Source organism: Streptomyces sp. NPDC057623 (assembly GCF_042800355.1).
In the GTDB taxonomy this organism is placed as follows: domain Bacteria; phylum Actinomycetota; class Actinomycetes; order Streptomycetales; family Streptomycetaceae; genus Streptomyces.
Genome location: NZ_JBHVGZ010000054.1, coordinates 1 through 14,696, shown reverse-complemented (window position 1 = coordinate 14,696; position 14,696 = coordinate 1). Strand labels below are relative to the sequence as shown.

Here is a 14,696-nt window from a genome sequence, read left to right as displayed (position 1 = left end):
GGAAACCGGCAATGCGCGGGTGGGATCCGGTGGGGCAGCCTGGCTCGCAGGGGGCCACGGCCGTTGGTTCCATTGCCCGGCACCGGCAGGTGTTCGCACTGGGACCGCAGGGGCCGTGCGCCGCCGGACCAGCTGATGCGTGCCGAGGGTGGAAAGGGGGCCGGGAGATACGGTGCACAACACCGGGACCATCCCCAGGACTCCCCGCCTCTCACCTGCCCGCGCAGCCGGAGCGGGTGCACTGCCAGTTCCGGCAGTGTTCACTGCGGTCCGAATGCCGGTTGCTGCCAAGGATCGGGCAACCCCTGGCTGCCCGATGACGCGGTTGCATGGGTCGAGCAGGACGAGTTCGGTCGGACCGCCCGAAGCGGAAGTGGCGCCGTAGCTCAGCTGTACCGACTCATCGGGGCCGCCGATGTTCCAGAACCAGGTCATCGTGGGTAGCCCTCCCGCTGTCTCTGCCCGCTGCGCAGGCTTGGCCAGGCTCGGGCGTCATGCTCCCAACGCCTCCCGGCCACGTCGCCCGGCGCCCTCAGCGGTCCGTCTTGGGGCGGCGCCGAGGTCTGGTGCGGCGTTACAGTGCTGCGCCAGCGGAGCGGGCAAAGAGGCATGCCATGCCCGTGCGTCATCTGCGACTTCGGGCTGCACTCGTCTCGGTTGCGGACCAGTCAGCGTCGGCGGGCGTTCACGCGCGTGCATGCGCGGGGGCCTCCTCGGACTGGGCGTCGCTGTCCTTGCGTCCGGCCGGGATTCCGGCGAGGTCGTCGACGTGGAACATGCGGGCGATCGGTACGTCGGTGGAGCTGTGCGCGATGATCGAGAAGGCGATGCACACGGCAATGAGCGTGAACGCCTCCTCGCCCTGCGGGATCCCGGCCTGCAGCACCAGCAGCCCGTACACCACCGATGCGAAGCCCTTCGGGCCGAACCAGGCTGCGACGAGCTTCTCCTGGCGGGTGAAGCGGGTGCCGAGCAGGGAGAGCAGCAGCGAGGCCGGGCGGATCAGCACGATGGCGAGGATGACGGCGAGGTACCCGCCGAAGGACAAGTCACCGAACAGCTGCGGCGTCAGCAGCGCGCCGAATACCAGCAGCGCCGCGAACTTGGCCAGCTCCGCCAGCGCCTCACCGAGTGGCTCGAACGCCTCCTTGGCCTCGATGGACCGGGCGGTGAGCACGGCACCCGCGGAGAACGCGGCGAGGTAGGGATTGGCGTGGGTGAGGTGGCACGTCGCGTAGAGGATCACGCCGATCGCCAGCGGCAGCAGTGGCTGGAGCTTGGGCTCGGCGCCCAGCAGCCGGAACCGTGCGAGGCCGATCACCGCGATCGGCAGCGCGACACCGAAGGCCAGGCCCAGGACCAGCTCAAGCGCGATCTTCCCCAGGGACGCCTCCGCGTGCCCGGAGGTCGGGCCGGCCGCGGCGATCAGGATGAGGACGACCGGCAGGGCGAGCCCGTCGTTGATGCCGCTCTCCACGTTCAGCAACTGCCGCAGCTTCGCGGGGACTTCCTTGCGCCCGACGATCGCGGAGGCGAACACCGGGTCGGTCGGCGCGAGGACGGCGCCGACCAGGAAGGACGTCGTCCAGTCCAGGCCCACCAGGTAGTGCGTGATCAGTGCCATGCCGACGAAACGCGAGCGGCATGCCGAGCCCGAGCGCGCGTGCCGGGTTGCGCCAGTTGGCGCGCAGTTTGGGGAAGGAGACGTGCGTGCCGTCGGTGAACAGCACCGCGAACAGCGCCAGATCGGCCGTGACGGACACGATCTCGCTGTCCGGCGTGATGTGGATCAGCGCGAGGAAGCCGTCACTGACCAGTGCTCCGCCGACCAGGAAGAGGAAGGAGGTGGACAGGACGGTCCGGGCGGCAAGCCCCGACAGCAGCACCGCGTCAAGCAGCGCCACCCCGAAGACCACGATGAGCACCATGACCACAACCTCCGATCAGCGAAGAGACTTGTCCTCAAATCGCCGACCGGCTTCCCGGCACACCGGTGGGAACCCTACTCGTTCTTTACGCGGCACTGACAGATACTTGACATGCACTCTGTCATCCTCGACATTGCGGGAATCCGGCATCGTGCGCTTTGCGCTACGTGCTCTACCGGGCACCCGCGTCCCCGTCCGTCAGAGCGCGGGTCAGTCCCATCTGCCACAGAACTGCCTGGGCCCTTTCGTTGGCGTGTGTGATGACCAGCCGCACACCGCTTGCCCGGGCAGCCCGAAGAGCTGTGAAGAACGCTCCGCAACCGTCCGGGCTCAGGTAATTCACCTCCGTCAGGTCCACCTCCAGGACATCCGGTCCTGTGTCGATCACCCGCACGAGGCGCAAGCCCGTCGCGTCGGCGTTACGGAGCCCGAGATCGCCGTGCAGACGGACCACCTCATGCCCAGGTGGGGGCGGAGGCGAGGACCGCCGACGATGACGGAAACGGAAGAGGTGCACCAGAGCCCCCAGGGCAGGCGGACATGTCCGCCGACCAGGCTTCCCGGCACACCTACGTACCAGCGTATCGGCGTAAGGACACAAGCGCCTTCCGCGCATGTTCTTCCGTTGCTGGTCACAGGTGGGCACGTCGGCACTCTTGGTCGGCCCCTCATTGCCTCCGAGGATTGCCGGAGCCAGGCAGCGAACCTCTGCCCCGCCAGGCCCCGCCCCCGGTCGATGCGTTAGAAAGGCGTCAAGGGCGCATTCATTCGGGGGCCTATATGACGGGGCAAGACGTGTCCAAGGAGTACGCGGAGTACCTGGACGGGTATGCCGGCCTTCTTGCGGATGCCCCCGCGACGGGCCGCCGACTGACGCGGGAGGAACTGGAGTCGCGCCGCAGCCTGGGTGGCCAGGCCGCGGAGGCCGGTCTCGGGTTGCGCGCACTGGTCGCTGCTCACATGGCCGCCACCCGGGCGAACTGGCCGACCGGGAACGGCGTTTCCGTGGACAGTGTGCTCGGCGCCGCGGCCCAGGCCATGGACGCTTTCGCCGAGGGCTACGAGCGGGCCCAGCGGCACGCCGTACGTCAGGAGGAAGCCGCCCGCCGGGAGTTCATCGACGACCTGCTCTATGGTCGCAGCGACCTGGGCCGGCTGGCCCAGCGTGCGGAGCGCTACGGGCTGCGTCTGTCGTACGAGCACGCGGTCGCCGTGGCACGCGGCAAGACCGCCTACGACGAGGGAGACCCAGTTCTGCGCTAGGTGGAGCATGCGTTGATCGGCCGGTTCGGCGACCGCAGCATCCTGCTCACCACGAAGGATGGGCGGCTCGTGTGCATCGCTCCGGGCGACCAGGACGAGGTCCTCGCGTATTTCGCCAAACAGGCGTTCGCCGCCACCGGCGGAGGACAGGTGGCGATCGGCCGCCCGCAGCCCGGCGCGGCCGGTGTCGTCCACTCGTACGAGGAGGCTCTGAACGCCCTCGACCTGGCCGAACGCCTGGAACTCGACGAGCCCGTGCTGCGCGCCGCCGACCTCCTCGTCTACCCCGTCCTCACCCGCGACCGGCAGGCCATGGCCGACCTGGTGCAAAGCGCCCTCGGCCCGCTGCGCCAGGCCCGCGGCGGTGCCCAACCGCTCCTGGACACCCTCACCGCGTACTTCGATTCCGGCTGCGTGTCCGCGGAGGCGGCCCGGCGGCTGTCGCTGAGTGTCAGGGCCTTCACCTACCGGCTGGAGCGCATCCACAAGCTCACCGGCGCCGATCCGTCGGAACCGGTGCACCGCTACACGCTGCAGACCGCGGTGATCGGGGCCCGGCTGCTGGACTGGCCGACAAAAACCTTCTGAGAGGCGCACCGACGAACCGGTCGTCCAGAGCAAGGCCGGGTGGGATGTCTTCGACGGCAGGTAAGTCAGCCTGGGCGGGCTCCAGGGCGACAGAACCATCCGCTGCCGACCGATGTCGACCCGGCTGACCCCAGTGCGTCACTCAGCACGGGCGGACTCTCCGGCGGGGTCAGGCGTGTCAGGGCCTGTTCGTGGGCCGTCCCGTAAGGAAGGCGACGAGCGCGCCGGCCAGCACAGCCCATGCCAATGCCGCCGCCCCGGCCTGTGGCCAGCCCAGCACAGCGACGGCCGTGGCCGCCACCACCCCGGCGGCCACGGCGCGGCCCCTGGTCGCGAACGCCCACTGCTCCCGAGCGCTGCCCGGCCGGCGCAGCTCGACGATCGCGGTCCTGATCACCAGCGCGGCGACCACGATGACCACTGGCAGCAGAGACCCGGCGCCGTTCACGGGGCGCCGACGAAGTGCTGCATGAAGCGGGCGGCGGTGACCGTACCGAGCAGTGCCACCTGGGTGCCGTCGCGTTCGACCACGGCGACCAGAGGGCAGTGCGAGCGGGCATTCAGTGCCGCGACCTCCATCGGACGCGCGTCCGGCCCCACCACCGGCGGCAGATACCGTTGGCGTGGTACCCACTCGGCGACGGTGAGCCCGGTCAGACGCTCCGCTACCTCGGCGTCGTTTCGTTCGTCGACGACACCGGCGAGCAGCGGGTCCTCGGCAATGTAGGCGGGGATGAACTGCCGGATGATCTGCGAGCCGGGCACGATGGCGTAGGGCTGCCCGTCGGAGTCGAGGACGAGCAACGCCGGTAGAGACTGTTCCGCCAGCATCCTGGCAGCGTCGATGGCGTCGTCGTCCGTGGTCACGAAGGTATAGGGCTCGGCGAGATCCCGTGCGCGCATGGCGTCCTCCTCAGCCCTCGCCCGTGGCGCTGCCGCGCCCGGGACTGGTCCGCTGGTAGATGTCGGGGATGCCATCGGCGTCCTCGTCCCGCGTCTCTTCCTCCCACAGGCGGCGGTAGATCCCGTTGCGGCGCTTGATCAGCAGCGCCGCAAGGGCCGCGGCGATCAGGGAGCCGAAGAGCACGGCGGCCTTGATGTGCTCGGCATCGGCCGGGTCGGGGAAGGCGAGTTCGCCGATCAGCAGGGCCACGGTGAAACCGATCCCTGCAAGTACCGCCAGGGCGAACACATCGGCCCAGGCCAGGTCCGGGTTGAGGCGGGCCCGCGTGAAGCGCGCGGCGAGGTAGGTGCCCGCGAATATGCCCAGAGTCTTGCCGGCGACCAGGCCCAGCACCACCCCCAGCGGCTCTGGCTGGGTGAACACCTCACCCAGCGACGCTGCGGAGACCGCGACGCCTGCGGCAAAGAGTGCGAAGAGCGGTACGGCCACTCCTGCCGAGACCGGGTGCAGCAGATGCGAGGTCCGCTCGGCAGGGGAGGCGTCCTCACCCTTGTCACGGGTCGTGCGCAGGATCAGGCCCATCGCCACCCCGGCCACGGTGGCGTGGACGCCACCGTTGTACATCAGCGCCCAGATGGTGATGCCAAGCGGTACGTACCACCACCAGCCGCACACGCGGCAGCGCTGGAGTACATAGAAGACGACCAGGCCGGCGAGGGCTCCGCCCAGGGCAAGGAAGTTCAGATCACTGGTGAAGAAGATCGCGATGATGAGGATCGCGCCGAGGTCGTCGACGACGGCGAGGGTGAGCAGGAAGGCGCGGAGCGCGGAGGGAAGGTGGGTGCTGAGGACGGCCAGGACCGCTAGGGCGAACGCGATGTCGGTGGCCATGGGCACAGCCCAGCCCTCCAGGCTGCCCCCGCCGAAGCTGGCGGTGGCGGCGTATACGGCAGCAGGCACCACCATGCCGCACAGCGCGGCGACAACGGGCAGCGCGGCCGTGGCGGGCGTGCGCAGCGAACCCACGACCAGCTCGCGTTTCAGCTCAATGCCCGCGACCAGGAAGAAGATGGCCAGCAGTCCGTCGGCGGTCCAGTGCTCCACTGACAGATCGAGGCCGAGTGCGGGTATGCCGAAGTGGAAGTCGCGGATCGCCTCGTAGGCGCCGCTCCATGGGGTGTTCGCCCACACCAGCGCCACCACGGCCGCCGCCAGCAGGACCAGTCCGCCGACTGTCTCCGTCCGCAGGGCCCGCGCCACCGCCGTCCGCTCCGGCCACGGCAGAAGACCGAGGAAGGTGGAACGCTCGCGCGGGGCAGCAGCCATCAGAAAAAGCCTCCGGGGCATCGGCATGAGGGCATACGCCCCTACGACGCCGACCAGACTTCCCGGCACTCCCCGCGTGCGACGCCCGCTCCGGGTGGGCCGCTAACGCGTTCTTAACACCCTAACCGCCTGCACGTGATCACACCAGATGGTCTTTCACCTGCCGCAATGCACAACGAGCGGTCCGTACACACTAAGGCGCGAGGTGTGCACGGACCCGCTCAGGAGCCGGGCCGCCGGGGCGGGCAGACGGTGGTCGTCACCGACTCCTTGCCTTCGTCTCCGTCGCTGATCTCACCGGCGTTGCGGGCACGGACGAACTCCGGGAAGGAGTTGAGCTCGCGCTTGACGACGGGGGCGAGGAGGTAGGCCGATGATGTTGATGACGGCGAGCAGAGCACCGCGTCGGCCATGTCGATGAGGGTCTGCAGGGTCAGCAGCGAACCGGTGATGGCGAACAGGGTGTAGACGACCTTGTACGTCAGCTCGCTGGCCTTACTGCGGCCGAAGAGGTCCGTCCACGCCTTGAGGCCGTAGTAGCCCCAGGTCAGCACTGTGGAGATGGCGAACAGCATCACCGCGACGGTGAGGATGTACGGGAACCAGGGCAGGACCGTCTCGAAGGCGTCGGAGGTGATCGTGACGCCGCCGATGGAGTCGTCCTTGCGGGCTGCGGCCCAGCTGGCCGGGTTGGCGATGACGATGGTCAGCGCGCTCACCGAGCCTGCCGGGCGTCAGCGGCGATCGTCCGGTCTTCCGGCCTCGGCCTTGGTTGAGGGCAAGGGGCTGGACTGGACGGCCCCATCAATCCGCAACTAATGGTTGCGCATTTACGGCGCCCGTCCTACGCTGACATGCAACCAAAGGTTGCGAAAGGGTTCGGGTATGGAGCACGGCAGCATCGAGCGCAACATCCACGTCGACGCATCACCCGAGGTCGTCTTCGAGGTCATCAGCAGGCCGGAGCACATGCGGGAGTGGTGGCCGGACGACGCCCGGTTCGAGCCCGTGGAGGGGACGCAGGGTGAGTTGTTCTGGCGTGACGAGGCGACCGGCGAGACCGTGACCGTCGCACTCACCGTCGTAGAGGTCGATCCGCCGTCGCGGTTCTCGTTCCGGTGGTGCTACACCGACGCCGAAAAAAGCGGCGGGGACTCGTTGCTGGTCGCCTTCGACCTGGAGCCGACGCCGCAGGGGACCCGGGTGCGGATGACCGAAACCGGGTTCCGCGAGATGGGCTGGGAGATCGCCGTCCTGGAGGAGCAGTATCGCGAGCACGCGAGCGCCTGGGACCACTACATCCCCCGGCTGGGCACGTACGTCGCACGGCTGGTGTCCACGCCATGAGCACACCCGTCGACGACGAGTTGTGGTCGGCGATCGGCGACCCCACCCGGCGCACGCTGATCGACCTCCTTCTCGCGTCCGGCCCCGGCACGGCCACCTCACTCAGCGCGGACCTTCCGCTCACGCGGCAGGCCGTGTCGAAACATCTCGCCGTCCTCGACCGCGTCGGGCTGGTCCGCGCCGAGCCGGCAGGCCGCGAGCGGCGCTACCGCGTCGACGAGGCGCAGCTCGCCCGCGCGGCCGCGCAACTGGCCGCGGTCGGCGCCACCTGGGACGCCCGACTGCGCCGCATCAAGCGCATCGCGGAGGCGATCGAACGCAGCCGCACCAACACCGAAGGAGCATGAAAATGGTCGACATCCTGCATCGGATCGGCGCCGTCGCGCCCCTGGACGACGTCTACCGGGCCATCGCAACGCCCGAGGGCATCGCCGGCTGGTGGACGACCGACACCACCGGCAAGAGCGAGGTCGGCGGTCAGCTGGCGTTCCGGTTCGGCGACCTCGGCGGCTTCGACATGGAGATCCTGGAGCTCGACCCCGCCGGCCGGGTGCGGTGGCGCGTCACGGACGGACCGGCGGAGTGGATCGGGACCGAGATCGACTGGAGCCTCAGCCGGCACGACGAGTACACGATCGTGCTGTTCAAGCACGACGGCTGGCGCGAGCCGGTCGAGTTCATGCACCACTGCAGCACGAAGTGGGCGATCTTCCTGATGAGCCTCAAGGAGTTCGTGGAGACCGGACACGGCAGGCCGGCGCCCGACGATGTCCGGATCAGCGACTGGCACTAGCGGCGGGAGCGGAGCGCTCGGCGCCACACCGTGACGCCAACGCCCGGAGTCATCGCCGTGTCCTCACTCGCTACCTGCACCGTCGCGTCGTGATCGGAAACGACGCCACGGCCGCCGGTGCGCTGATCGGTGAGCGCGCTCGCGTTCCCCACCGGCCTGGCCGCTTACGGTGAGTGCAGCACACATCAGGTACGAGGAAGGACCACCGGCCGTGTCCGTACCCGTATGCGAGCTCACCGAAGCCGCGCGGCGACCGACGCTTTGCTGGAGGTGCTGCGGGGCGGCCGGTGGAGGCCGGGCGCCGTCGGGCGTTTCCTGTATCTGGCCGCTCACCGGTCGATGCGACAGGCGGCCCGGCATCCGGATGCGCTTGTGCAGGCCGGCGTCCTGCACGGATTGCTGTTCAGGTCCGCCCGAGGCACCGGAGCCAAGAGGTGGGTGGTCATCAGCTGGTCTCTCACCGTCCTGCATCTGGGCCTGCTGGAGCGTCGCACGGGCCCGCTGCAGCGCGCTGTTCACCGCAGCGACGCTCGTGTCCAGCAACCCGCTGGTCTCGGCGGCGGAGAAGCCGAGCACATCGCGCAGCAGCAGGACCGCGCGCTGTCGCGCCGGAAGGAGCTGAAGGGCGGCGAGGAAGGCCAGCTGGACGCTCTCGCGCAGCTCATAGCGCGCTGATGGGTCATGGCGGTCGTCGAGCGGGGCGAGTAGCTCGTCGGGGCAGGGTTCCAGGGCCGAGACCTCCACGTCGTCGGCGTTGGAGGGCGGCACGTCCTGCGGCTGCGCGAGGGGCAGCATTTCGGCCCGGATGCGGGCGGTAAGGCACCGGTTGGTGGCGATGCGGTATAGCCATCCGCACACCGACGAGCGTCCCTGGAAGGCGTCCAGATGGCGCCACGCGCGCAGCAGAACCTCCTGCATGACATCCTCCGTCGCGTCCTGCACCGAGCCGAGCATCCGGTAGCAGCGCACGTGCAGTTCTCGCAGGTAGGGGCCGACCAGGACGCGGAGGGCGTCCTCGTCACCCGCGCGGGCCGCCACCAGCACCCCGTCCTCGGACGGGGTGCCCCTGGACGGCGGCTCGCGTCTCACAGCGTCCACCCGGTCAAGCTACGCCTCAGGCCGGCCGCCCTGGGCCATCGCGGAACGGAGCGGCTCGGCGTCGTAGATCAACTCGCCGCGGACGATCATCCCGTCCCCGATCTCGAGGATCTCCGCGGAGGTCATCGGCGGCACCGGCAGGTTCATCTCCCAGTCGATGACCGAGCACACTCGCGTGCCGTCCACGAACTGGTGTCGGACCGCGAAGCGTGTGACCAGCGGGCCGGCCTGTGCGGCCATCGGCCGGTACCGGTCGCCCGACTCGAAATCGGCCACGGGCCCCCGGAACACGAAGTCGTCCGCCAAAGGCACCCCGCTGAAGTCGCCCGTACCGCTGGCCCACGCCGCGTAGTAAGCGTCCACGGCTTCCTGGACTGTCATGATCCCTCCAGGTTCCCGGAGTTGACGGTCGCGGGGCCATGCACCAGGCCCCTACCCATACAGACCCCGGGTGCTCCTCCCGACTCATCGGCCGCTGGGGAGAGAACCTTGATTCACGGAGACCAGCGCCACTGCCGCAACGGAACCGGGAACTGTAAGCGCGCTCACCGAACGGGCATCGCTACACAGGCGCGGCTGTCGGTCCCATCCAGAGGGTCGGCCGCCCGATGATCCGGCGGGTCACGCGAGGGCCGCGCGCCGCTCCGCCTCATGCTTGACCGCCGCCAGCGTGGCCGCGACAGTCGCCTCCCAGCGCGGGGCGATCACGCCGCCCCACCACCGGTCGGCTGCCCACAGATCGGTACCCAGCTCGCCGGTGTACGTCAGCCGGGTGCCCGGCCCGTGCTCGCTGAGCTCGAACGACTCGGTGACCGCCGGGACAGGTCCGCGCACCAGGCGAAAGTCGACCCGCTCCGGGCGGGTGAACCTCACGGTCTCCACGGTTGTGGCCGTCAGTCGCCCGCCCGCGACGGGAGTGCGGTGCGCGGCGAGCACCATGTCGCTGCCCTGCTCCAGCACGCTCACCTTCTCCCGCATCGCCCGGGTCGGCCGCCCCAGATAGGGCTGGGCGATCACCTCGAAGACAGTTTCGCGGGGCGCCGCGATGTCGACGGTCTGCGGCCCCAGGGGACGGGTTCGCCGTCCCACTCCGAGATCGAGCGGCAGGGCGCCGGAGACCAGCCCCAGATATCCCGCTGCCGCACCGCCCGCCGCTGCCCTCGCGACCATCAGTCTCCTGACCCACGTCATGCCCATACCCTTCCCGCTCGGTCTGCTCGTCCCTCTCACCGCGAGGCTATGGCGGCCGCCGCCGCGTAACGGTGAGCACGCTCACCTTCAGCGAGCGCCCCTGACGCCTACGGCGGGCCGCAAGCCGATCACTTCCCGTTGAGAGAGGACTTCACGTGTGTGCCGCCCGCGTCGCGAGCCTGCGGCACACGGACCCGGAAGGCCGGGCCCTGCATCTCTCGGTGGGAGCCGCCGTGCTCAACCTCCGTATCGCGATGGCCCACTTCGGCTGGGACCCGGTCATCCGCCTCCTGCCCCGCCCTGGAGAACCGGACCTGCTCGCATCCGTCCGCCCGACCGGGCCCACCCCCGGCCGTTCCCGTGGAGGCGACATCGATCTGTACGGTGCGGTCTGGCGCAGGCACAGCAGCCGCTTCCCGTTCTCCGACCCGCCGATCCCGCCGTATTTGCGCGTCGAACTCGCCGCTGCGGCGGACGCGGAGGGCGCACGGCTCCGTTTCCCCGAGCACGCCGAGACCGCACGCCTGCTCGCGCTCACGATGGAGGGCGAGCAGCGCAACCGCTTCGAGCCGACCGCGGCACAGAGAGCCGCCTCTGGGTGCACGGGGATCCGTGTGGGCGGCACTCGTCGGGCAGGACGCCAGGGAACGGCTCCCCATGCGCGACTTCACCGGGCAACGCCACGCCGACAAGCTCCTCGCCCGCACCTAGGAGACAACCCCCGTCATCGCCCTGCTGACCACAGAGCACGACCGCCGCACCGACTGGCTGCGCGCAGGACAGGCCATGGAACGCGTCCTCTTGGTCGCCACAGCCCACGGGCTGCGCGCCTCGCTCCTGTGCCACGCCATGGAGTGGCCCGACGGCCCTGAGGGCCCTGTCACTCCGCGCTGGGCGGCGCGTACGGTGCTCGCGGCCGGGCGCGTGAGCGGGTAGCTGGCCGGGGTGCGTCAGCCTGCCGTGACGGTCACGACCTCCGCGGTGGGGGACGAGGGCAAGCCGGGGTGGATCTCGAACACGCTCGCCAGACCGGCGAGGCGCAGTACGCGCCGGAAGCGCGCATTGTGGGCGACCAGCCGCAATCGGCCCTGCCGGGCCAGGACGCGGTTGCGTGCCCGGCACAGGACGCCGAGCCCACTGCAGTCGATGAAGGACACGGCACGCAGATCGAGCACCAGATCGGGGCTCGTGCCGGCCGTCAGTGCGTCCAGCCGCGCCGCCAGGGCCGGCGCCGCGAGGAGGTCGATCTCGCCGCGCAGTTCCACGACGGTCGTACCAGCGACGTCGCGCACCGAGAGAGGTGGCGTGGACCTGGTGTGGTTCTCGGACATGGGCACAGCGAATCCCGTGGGCGGGGCGGGCGGAAGGGCCGGTCGGCCCAACTTTGCCCGGTATGGCGGGGCCGACTGGACCATACGGCGCGCAGCGGCCCGTCCGGCGGGCGATCGGGGCCGACCGGCCCAAGGCCACGCGCCCCGGCATGGGACAAGCTGTATCTACGGGGCAATACGGGCAATCGTGTTCCTGGCCGAGCCCCGGCGACAACTGATGAGGGCCCCGGGGGCAACCGATGAGGGAAGGATCGTCATGAAGGGCTTCGTCTTCCACGGTCCCGGACACTTCTCCTGGGAGGACGCCCCGGACCCCGCTCTCAAGGACCCCACCGACGTGATCGTGCGCGTCGACACCGTCACCATCTGCGGCACCGACCTGCACATCCTCAAGGGCGACGTACCCGAGGTGCGTCCCGGCACGGTGCTCGGGCACGAGGCGGTCGGCGAGGTCGTGGAGACTGGCGCCGACGTGCGCACCGTACGGCCGGGGGACCGGGTCCTGGTCTCCTGCATCACCGCCTGCGGCCGCTGCTCCTACTGTCGCAAGACCATGTACGGCCAGTGCCGGGGAGGCGGAGGCTGGATCCTCGGTCACCTGATCGACGGCACCCAGGCCGAGTACGTGCGCGTGCCACACGCCGACCTCTCCGTGCACGCGCTGCCCGGCACGCTGGACGCCAAGGACGCCGTCCTGCTGGCCGACATCTTCCCGACCGCCTACGAAGTGGGCGTGCTCAACGGGCAGGTACGGCCTGGCGACACCGTTGCTGTGGTCGGTGCCGGCCCGATCGGGCTCGCCGCGATCGCCACGGCCCGGCTGTTCGCGCCCGAGCGGATCGTCGCCGTGGACCTGGCCGCCACCCGGCTGGAGGCGGCCCGGCAGTTCGGTGCCGATGCCGTGGCCGACGCCCGCGAGGCCCCCGAGCAGCTTGTCGCCGACCTCACCGACGGGCTGGGCGCCGACGTGGCCATCGAGGCCGTCGGCGTGCCCGAGAGCTTCGAGATGTGCACGCGCATGGTCCGGCCCGGCGGCCACGTCGCCAATGTCGGCGTACACGGCAAGCCCGTAACCCTTCACCTTGAGGACCTGTGGATCAAGAACGTGACCATCACCACCGGTCTCGTCGACACCCACTCCACCCCCACCCTGCTGCGCATGGCTGCCGCCGGCCGGCTGCCCACCGCGCCACTGGTGACTCACACCTTCCCGCTCGACCACATGGAAGAGGCGTACGACGTCTTCGGCCGGGCCGCCGACACCGGCGCCCTCAAGGTCGTCCTCGCCGGGGAGCAGCACGACGTGATCGCCGTCCGGGCGGACTGACGAGAGGAAGTGACGAGCCGTGACCGAACAGGTCCCGTCGAGGGCCACCGAGTCGGCAGCAGTGGGTGACCTCGGACGCCGTCTCGCCCGGCGACGCACAGAACTCGGCAACTCCCCGGAGGAGACCGCCACCCGGGCGGGCATGGCCCCGAGCCATCTGCCGTCGACCCACGGCGGCGGACGCATCGTTGTGCCCACCGTCACCGGGCCGGTCATCGTTCCCGTCAACGACAGCGTCGTCGGCGGTGCCATCGCGTTCCGGACCGCCCCCGGCACGGCACCGTCGCAGGCGGCCGGCTGCCAGGTCGCCTGCGAGCCCGACCGCATCGACGAGGCGTTCGCCCAGGGCTGGAGCGTGCTCCTACGGGGACACGCCCGGACCGTGACGGACCCCGACGCGCTCGTCGGCTCGAGGAAGAGGCATACAGCACGCCCTGGGCGGGTGGGCGGCGCGCCCGGTGGGTGCGTATCGATCCCGTTGGTATCACCGGGCGGCGGATCACGGCGTGAAAAGGGCTGTTGTCCGGCATCTCCGGGACCGATGGCCCTCGCCCGCAGCCCTCGTACGGCGAACGATGGAGTTCACAGCGCACCGCTGCATCAGGCGAAAGACGGACTGACTCATGTACCGCAACGACGGATTCCGCGAACTCGAACGGCAGGAGTGCCTGCGACTGCTGGCGAAGGTGCCCGTAGGCCGGATCGTGCACACACGCCAGGCCCTTCCCGCGGTACTGCCCGTCAACTTCTGCCTGGACGCCGACGGCGCCGTGCTGCTGCGCACCGCGGTCACGTCCGAACTGGTGCGTGCGGTCGATGGCGCGGTGGTCGCCTTCGAGGCCGACGAGGTCGACGCGGCCACACACTCGGGCTGGAGCGTCGTCGTCACGGGCACCGCCACCTTGGTCACCGATCCGGACGAGCAAGAGCGCTTGGCCCGCACCGGTCTGTGTTCCTGGGTGCCCTCGTCTCGCGAGGTCTTCGTCCGCATCGACCCCGAGCTGGTGACCGGTCGCGAACTGGTCGGCGGACGCAGCATGTACGGGCTGGACCTCTCCTCCTGACCGGGTCTACGACCTTTCGCATTCGTCCGCGGCGGGGCCGAACGGCCCTGTCGTAGGGGTCGTACGGCATGTTGCGGGGTTCGCGTGGCCCCTGCGCGCGACGTCGCGGAAGGACGAGCATCGGCAGCACGGAGCAGAAAGGAGAGGGAGATGACTCTCCACCATGTGGTCGTTGGAGTGGACGGTTCCCTGAATGCCGTACGAGCCCTCGACTGGGCCTCTTCCGAGGCCGTACGCCGCGGTGCCGAACTGCGCGTCGTGCACGCGGTGCCGGACCTTGACGAGGCCGGACCCGTCCTCGCGTCGGCGGCCGCGCGCGTCGGAGAACGTCACCCCCGCCTGCCGGTGATGACCAGGGCCGTCACGGGCAGTGCCGTAGGGGCGCTCGTGCGGGAGGGCGACGGAGCGGAACTCACCGTCGTCGGCACGCGGGGTCACGGCGGAGTCGCCGGGCTGCTGGCCGGCTCGGTCAGCCTGCGGCTGGCCGCGCACGCGCACGGCCCACTGCTCGTCGTACGCGGCGACCACCGGTGCGA

15 protein-coding genes and 4 pseudogenes are annotated in these 14,696 nt (G+C 70.0%); 9 read left to right on the top strand and 10 right to left on the bottom strand.

Annotation, left to right across the window (positions count from 1 at the left end; translation table 11 throughout):
* Window positions 1-685: 685 nt before the first annotated feature.
* Window positions 686-1,928, bottom strand: a pseudogene (locus ACFU95_RS36840) (cation:proton antiporter).
* A 172-nt stretch (window positions 1,929-2,100) separates the two neighbouring features.
* Window positions 2,101-2,544 carry an STAS domain-containing protein gene (locus ACFU95_RS36835; RefSeq protein ID WP_383837558.1) on the bottom strand — a complete coding sequence of 148 codons (444 nt, stop codon included), beginning with the start codon at window positions 2,542-2,544 and terminating at the stop codon, window positions 2,101-2,103.
* 164 nt (window positions 2,545-2,708) lie between these two features.
* Here ACFU95_RS36835 and ACFU95_RS36830 point away from each other — a divergent pair.
* Window positions 2,709-3,779: pseudogene (locus tag ACFU95_RS36830) on the top strand (PucR family transcriptional regulator).
* A 178-nt stretch (window positions 3,780-3,957) separates the two neighbouring features.
* On the opposite strand, the gene ACFU95_RS36825 reads toward ACFU95_RS36830, so the two are convergent.
* From ACFU95_RS36825 to ACFU95_RS36810, 4 genes and pseudogenes are all read right to left on the bottom strand, one after another.
* Complete coding sequence (locus tag ACFU95_RS36825) at window positions 3,958-4,200, bottom strand: hypothetical protein (protein WP_383837370.1); 243 nt, start codon at window positions 4,198-4,200, stop codon at window positions 3,958-3,960.
* 23 nt (window positions 4,201-4,223) lie between these two features.
* Window positions 4,224-4,682 (bottom strand): CBS domain-containing protein, encoded by a 459-nt coding sequence (locus ACFU95_RS36820; RefSeq protein WP_383837367.1) that lies wholly within the window; start codon window positions 4,680-4,682, stop codon window positions 4,224-4,226.
* Window positions 4,683-4,692: 10 nt separating this feature from the next.
* On the bottom strand, window positions 4,693-6,009 hold the full coding sequence (gene nhaA, locus ACFU95_RS36815) for a Na+/H+ antiporter NhaA (RefSeq protein WP_383837364.1): 1,317 nt from the start codon (window positions 6,007-6,009) through the stop codon (window positions 4,693-4,695).
* 221 nt (window positions 6,010-6,230) lie between these two features.
* Window positions 6,231-6,731, bottom strand: a pseudogene (locus ACFU95_RS36810) (alanine:cation symporter family protein); the annotation flags it as partial.
* A gap of 163 nt (window positions 6,732-6,894) precedes the next feature.
* Here ACFU95_RS36810 and ACFU95_RS36805 point away from each other — a divergent pair.
* From ACFU95_RS36805 to ACFU95_RS36795, 3 genes are read left to right on the top strand one after another with little or no spacing between them, the layout of a single operon-like run.
* Entirely contained in the window at window positions 6,895-7,356 is a 462-nt protein-coding gene (locus tag ACFU95_RS36805) for an SRPBCC domain-containing protein (protein WP_383837361.1), read from the top strand.
* Window positions 7,353-7,703 carry an ArsR/SmtB family transcription factor gene (locus tag ACFU95_RS36800; protein WP_383837358.1) on the top strand — a complete coding sequence of 117 codons (351 nt, stop codon included), beginning with the start codon at window positions 7,353-7,355 and terminating at the stop codon, window positions 7,701-7,703. Before ACFU95_RS36805 ends, ACFU95_RS36800 begins: the two co-directional genes overlap by 4 nt.
* Window positions 7,704-7,705: 2 nt before the next feature.
* Complete coding sequence (locus ACFU95_RS36795; RefSeq protein WP_383837355.1) at window positions 7,706-8,149, top strand: SRPBCC domain-containing protein; 444 nt, start codon at window positions 7,706-7,708, stop codon at window positions 8,147-8,149.
* Between the two features lie 63 nt (window positions 8,150-8,212).
* Here ACFU95_RS36795 and ACFU95_RS36790 read toward each other — a convergent pair whose 3' ends face one another.
* The 3 genes from ACFU95_RS36790 to ACFU95_RS36780 all read right to left on the bottom strand — a co-directional run bounded on the left by ACFU95_RS36790 (window position 8,213) and on the right by ACFU95_RS36780 (window position 10,417).
* Window positions 8,213-9,187 carry an RNA polymerase subunit sigma-70 gene (locus ACFU95_RS36790; RefSeq protein WP_383837352.1) on the bottom strand — a complete coding sequence of 325 codons (975 nt, stop codon included), beginning with the start codon at window positions 9,185-9,187 and terminating at the stop codon, window positions 8,213-8,215.
* Window positions 9,188-9,256: 69 nt separating this feature from the next.
* Window positions 9,257-9,628, bottom strand: a complete 372-nt coding sequence (locus ACFU95_RS36785) for a nuclear transport factor 2 family protein (RefSeq protein ID WP_383837350.1) — start codon at window positions 9,626-9,628, stop codon at window positions 9,257-9,259.
* Between the two features lie 240 nt (window positions 9,629-9,868).
* Complete coding sequence (locus tag ACFU95_RS36780; protein ID WP_383837347.1) at window positions 9,869-10,417, bottom strand: SRPBCC family protein; 549 nt, start codon at window positions 10,415-10,417, stop codon at window positions 9,869-9,871.
* Between the two features lie 807 nt (window positions 10,418-11,224).
* Between ACFU95_RS36780 and ACFU95_RS36775 the strand changes: the two genes are divergently transcribed.
* Window positions 11,225-11,374, top strand: a complete 150-nt coding sequence (locus ACFU95_RS36775) for a hypothetical protein (RefSeq protein WP_383837344.1) — start codon at window positions 11,225-11,227, stop codon at window positions 11,372-11,374.
* A 14-nt stretch (window positions 11,375-11,388) separates the two neighbouring features.
* Here ACFU95_RS36775 and ACFU95_RS36770 read toward each other — a convergent pair whose 3' ends face one another.
* Window positions 11,389-11,769 (bottom strand): STAS domain-containing protein, encoded by a 381-nt coding sequence (locus tag ACFU95_RS36770; RefSeq protein ID WP_383837341.1) that lies wholly within the window; start codon window positions 11,767-11,769, stop codon window positions 11,389-11,391.
* Window positions 11,770-12,025: 256 nt separating this feature from the next.
* Between ACFU95_RS36770 and ACFU95_RS36765 the strand changes: the two genes are divergently transcribed.
* The 4 genes and pseudogenes from ACFU95_RS36765 to ACFU95_RS36750 all read left to right on the top strand — a co-directional run.
* On the top strand, window positions 12,026-13,096 hold the full coding sequence (locus tag ACFU95_RS36765) for a zinc-dependent alcohol dehydrogenase family protein (RefSeq protein ID WP_383837338.1): 1,071 nt from the start codon (window positions 12,026-12,028) through the stop codon (window positions 13,094-13,096).
* Between the two features lie 19 nt (window positions 13,097-13,115).
* Window positions 13,116-13,606 (top strand): annotated as a pseudogene (locus tag ACFU95_RS36760) (pyridoxamine 5'-phosphate oxidase family protein).
* Between the two features lie 113 nt (window positions 13,607-13,719).
* Window positions 13,720-14,160 carry a pyridoxamine 5'-phosphate oxidase family protein gene (locus ACFU95_RS36755; RefSeq protein WP_383837335.1) on the top strand — a complete coding sequence of 147 codons (441 nt, stop codon included), beginning with the start codon at window positions 13,720-13,722 and terminating at the stop codon, window positions 14,158-14,160.
* A gap of 150 nt (window positions 14,161-14,310) precedes the next feature.
* A partial coding sequence (locus tag ACFU95_RS36750; protein ID WP_383837332.1) for a universal stress protein occupies window positions 14,311-14,696 on the top strand: 386 nt, incomplete at its 3' end.

Excerpts from the sequence above, each read along its gene's own strand:
- nhaA (WP_383837364.1), bottom strand. The coding sequence starts at position 6,009 with ATGGCTGCTGCCCCGCGCGAGCGTTCCACCTTCCTCGGTCTTCTGCCG.
- ACFU95_RS36805 (WP_383837361.1), top strand. The coding sequence starts at position 6,895 with ATGGAGCACGGCAGCATCGAGCGCAACATCCACGTCGACGCATCACCC.
- ACFU95_RS36800 (WP_383837358.1), top strand. The coding sequence starts at position 7,353 with ATGAGCACACCCGTCGACGACGAGTTGTGGTCGGCGATCGGCGACCCC.
- ACFU95_RS36775 (WP_383837344.1), top strand. The coding sequence starts at position 11,225 with ATGGAACGCGTCCTCTTGGTCGCCACAGCCCACGGGCTGCGCGCCTCG.
- ACFU95_RS36820 (WP_383837367.1), bottom strand. The coding sequence starts at position 4,682 with ATGCGCGCACGGGATCTCGCCGAGCCCTATACCTTCGTGACCACGGAC.
- ACFU95_RS36785 (WP_383837350.1), bottom strand. The coding sequence starts at position 9,628 with ATGACAGTCCAGGAAGCCGTGGACGCTTACTACGCGGCGTGGGCCAGC.
- ACFU95_RS36755 (WP_383837335.1), top strand. The coding sequence starts at position 13,720 with ATGTACCGCAACGACGGATTCCGCGAACTCGAACGGCAGGAGTGCCTG.
- ACFU95_RS36780 (WP_383837347.1), bottom strand. The coding sequence starts at position 10,417 with ATGGTCGCGAGGGCAGCGGCGGGCGGTGCGGCAGCGGGATATCTGGGG.
- ACFU95_RS36795 (WP_383837355.1), top strand. The coding sequence starts at position 7,706 with ATGGTCGACATCCTGCATCGGATCGGCGCCGTCGCGCCCCTGGACGAC.
- ACFU95_RS36835 (WP_383837558.1), bottom strand. The coding sequence starts at position 2,544 with ATGCGCGGAAGGCGCTTGTGTCCTTACGCCGATACGCTGGTACGTAGG.
- ACFU95_RS36770 (WP_383837341.1), bottom strand. The coding sequence starts at position 11,769 with ATGTCCGAGAACCACACCAGGTCCACGCCACCTCTCTCGGTGCGCGAC.
- ACFU95_RS36765 (WP_383837338.1), top strand. The coding sequence starts at position 12,026 with ATGAAGGGCTTCGTCTTCCACGGTCCCGGACACTTCTCCTGGGAGGAC.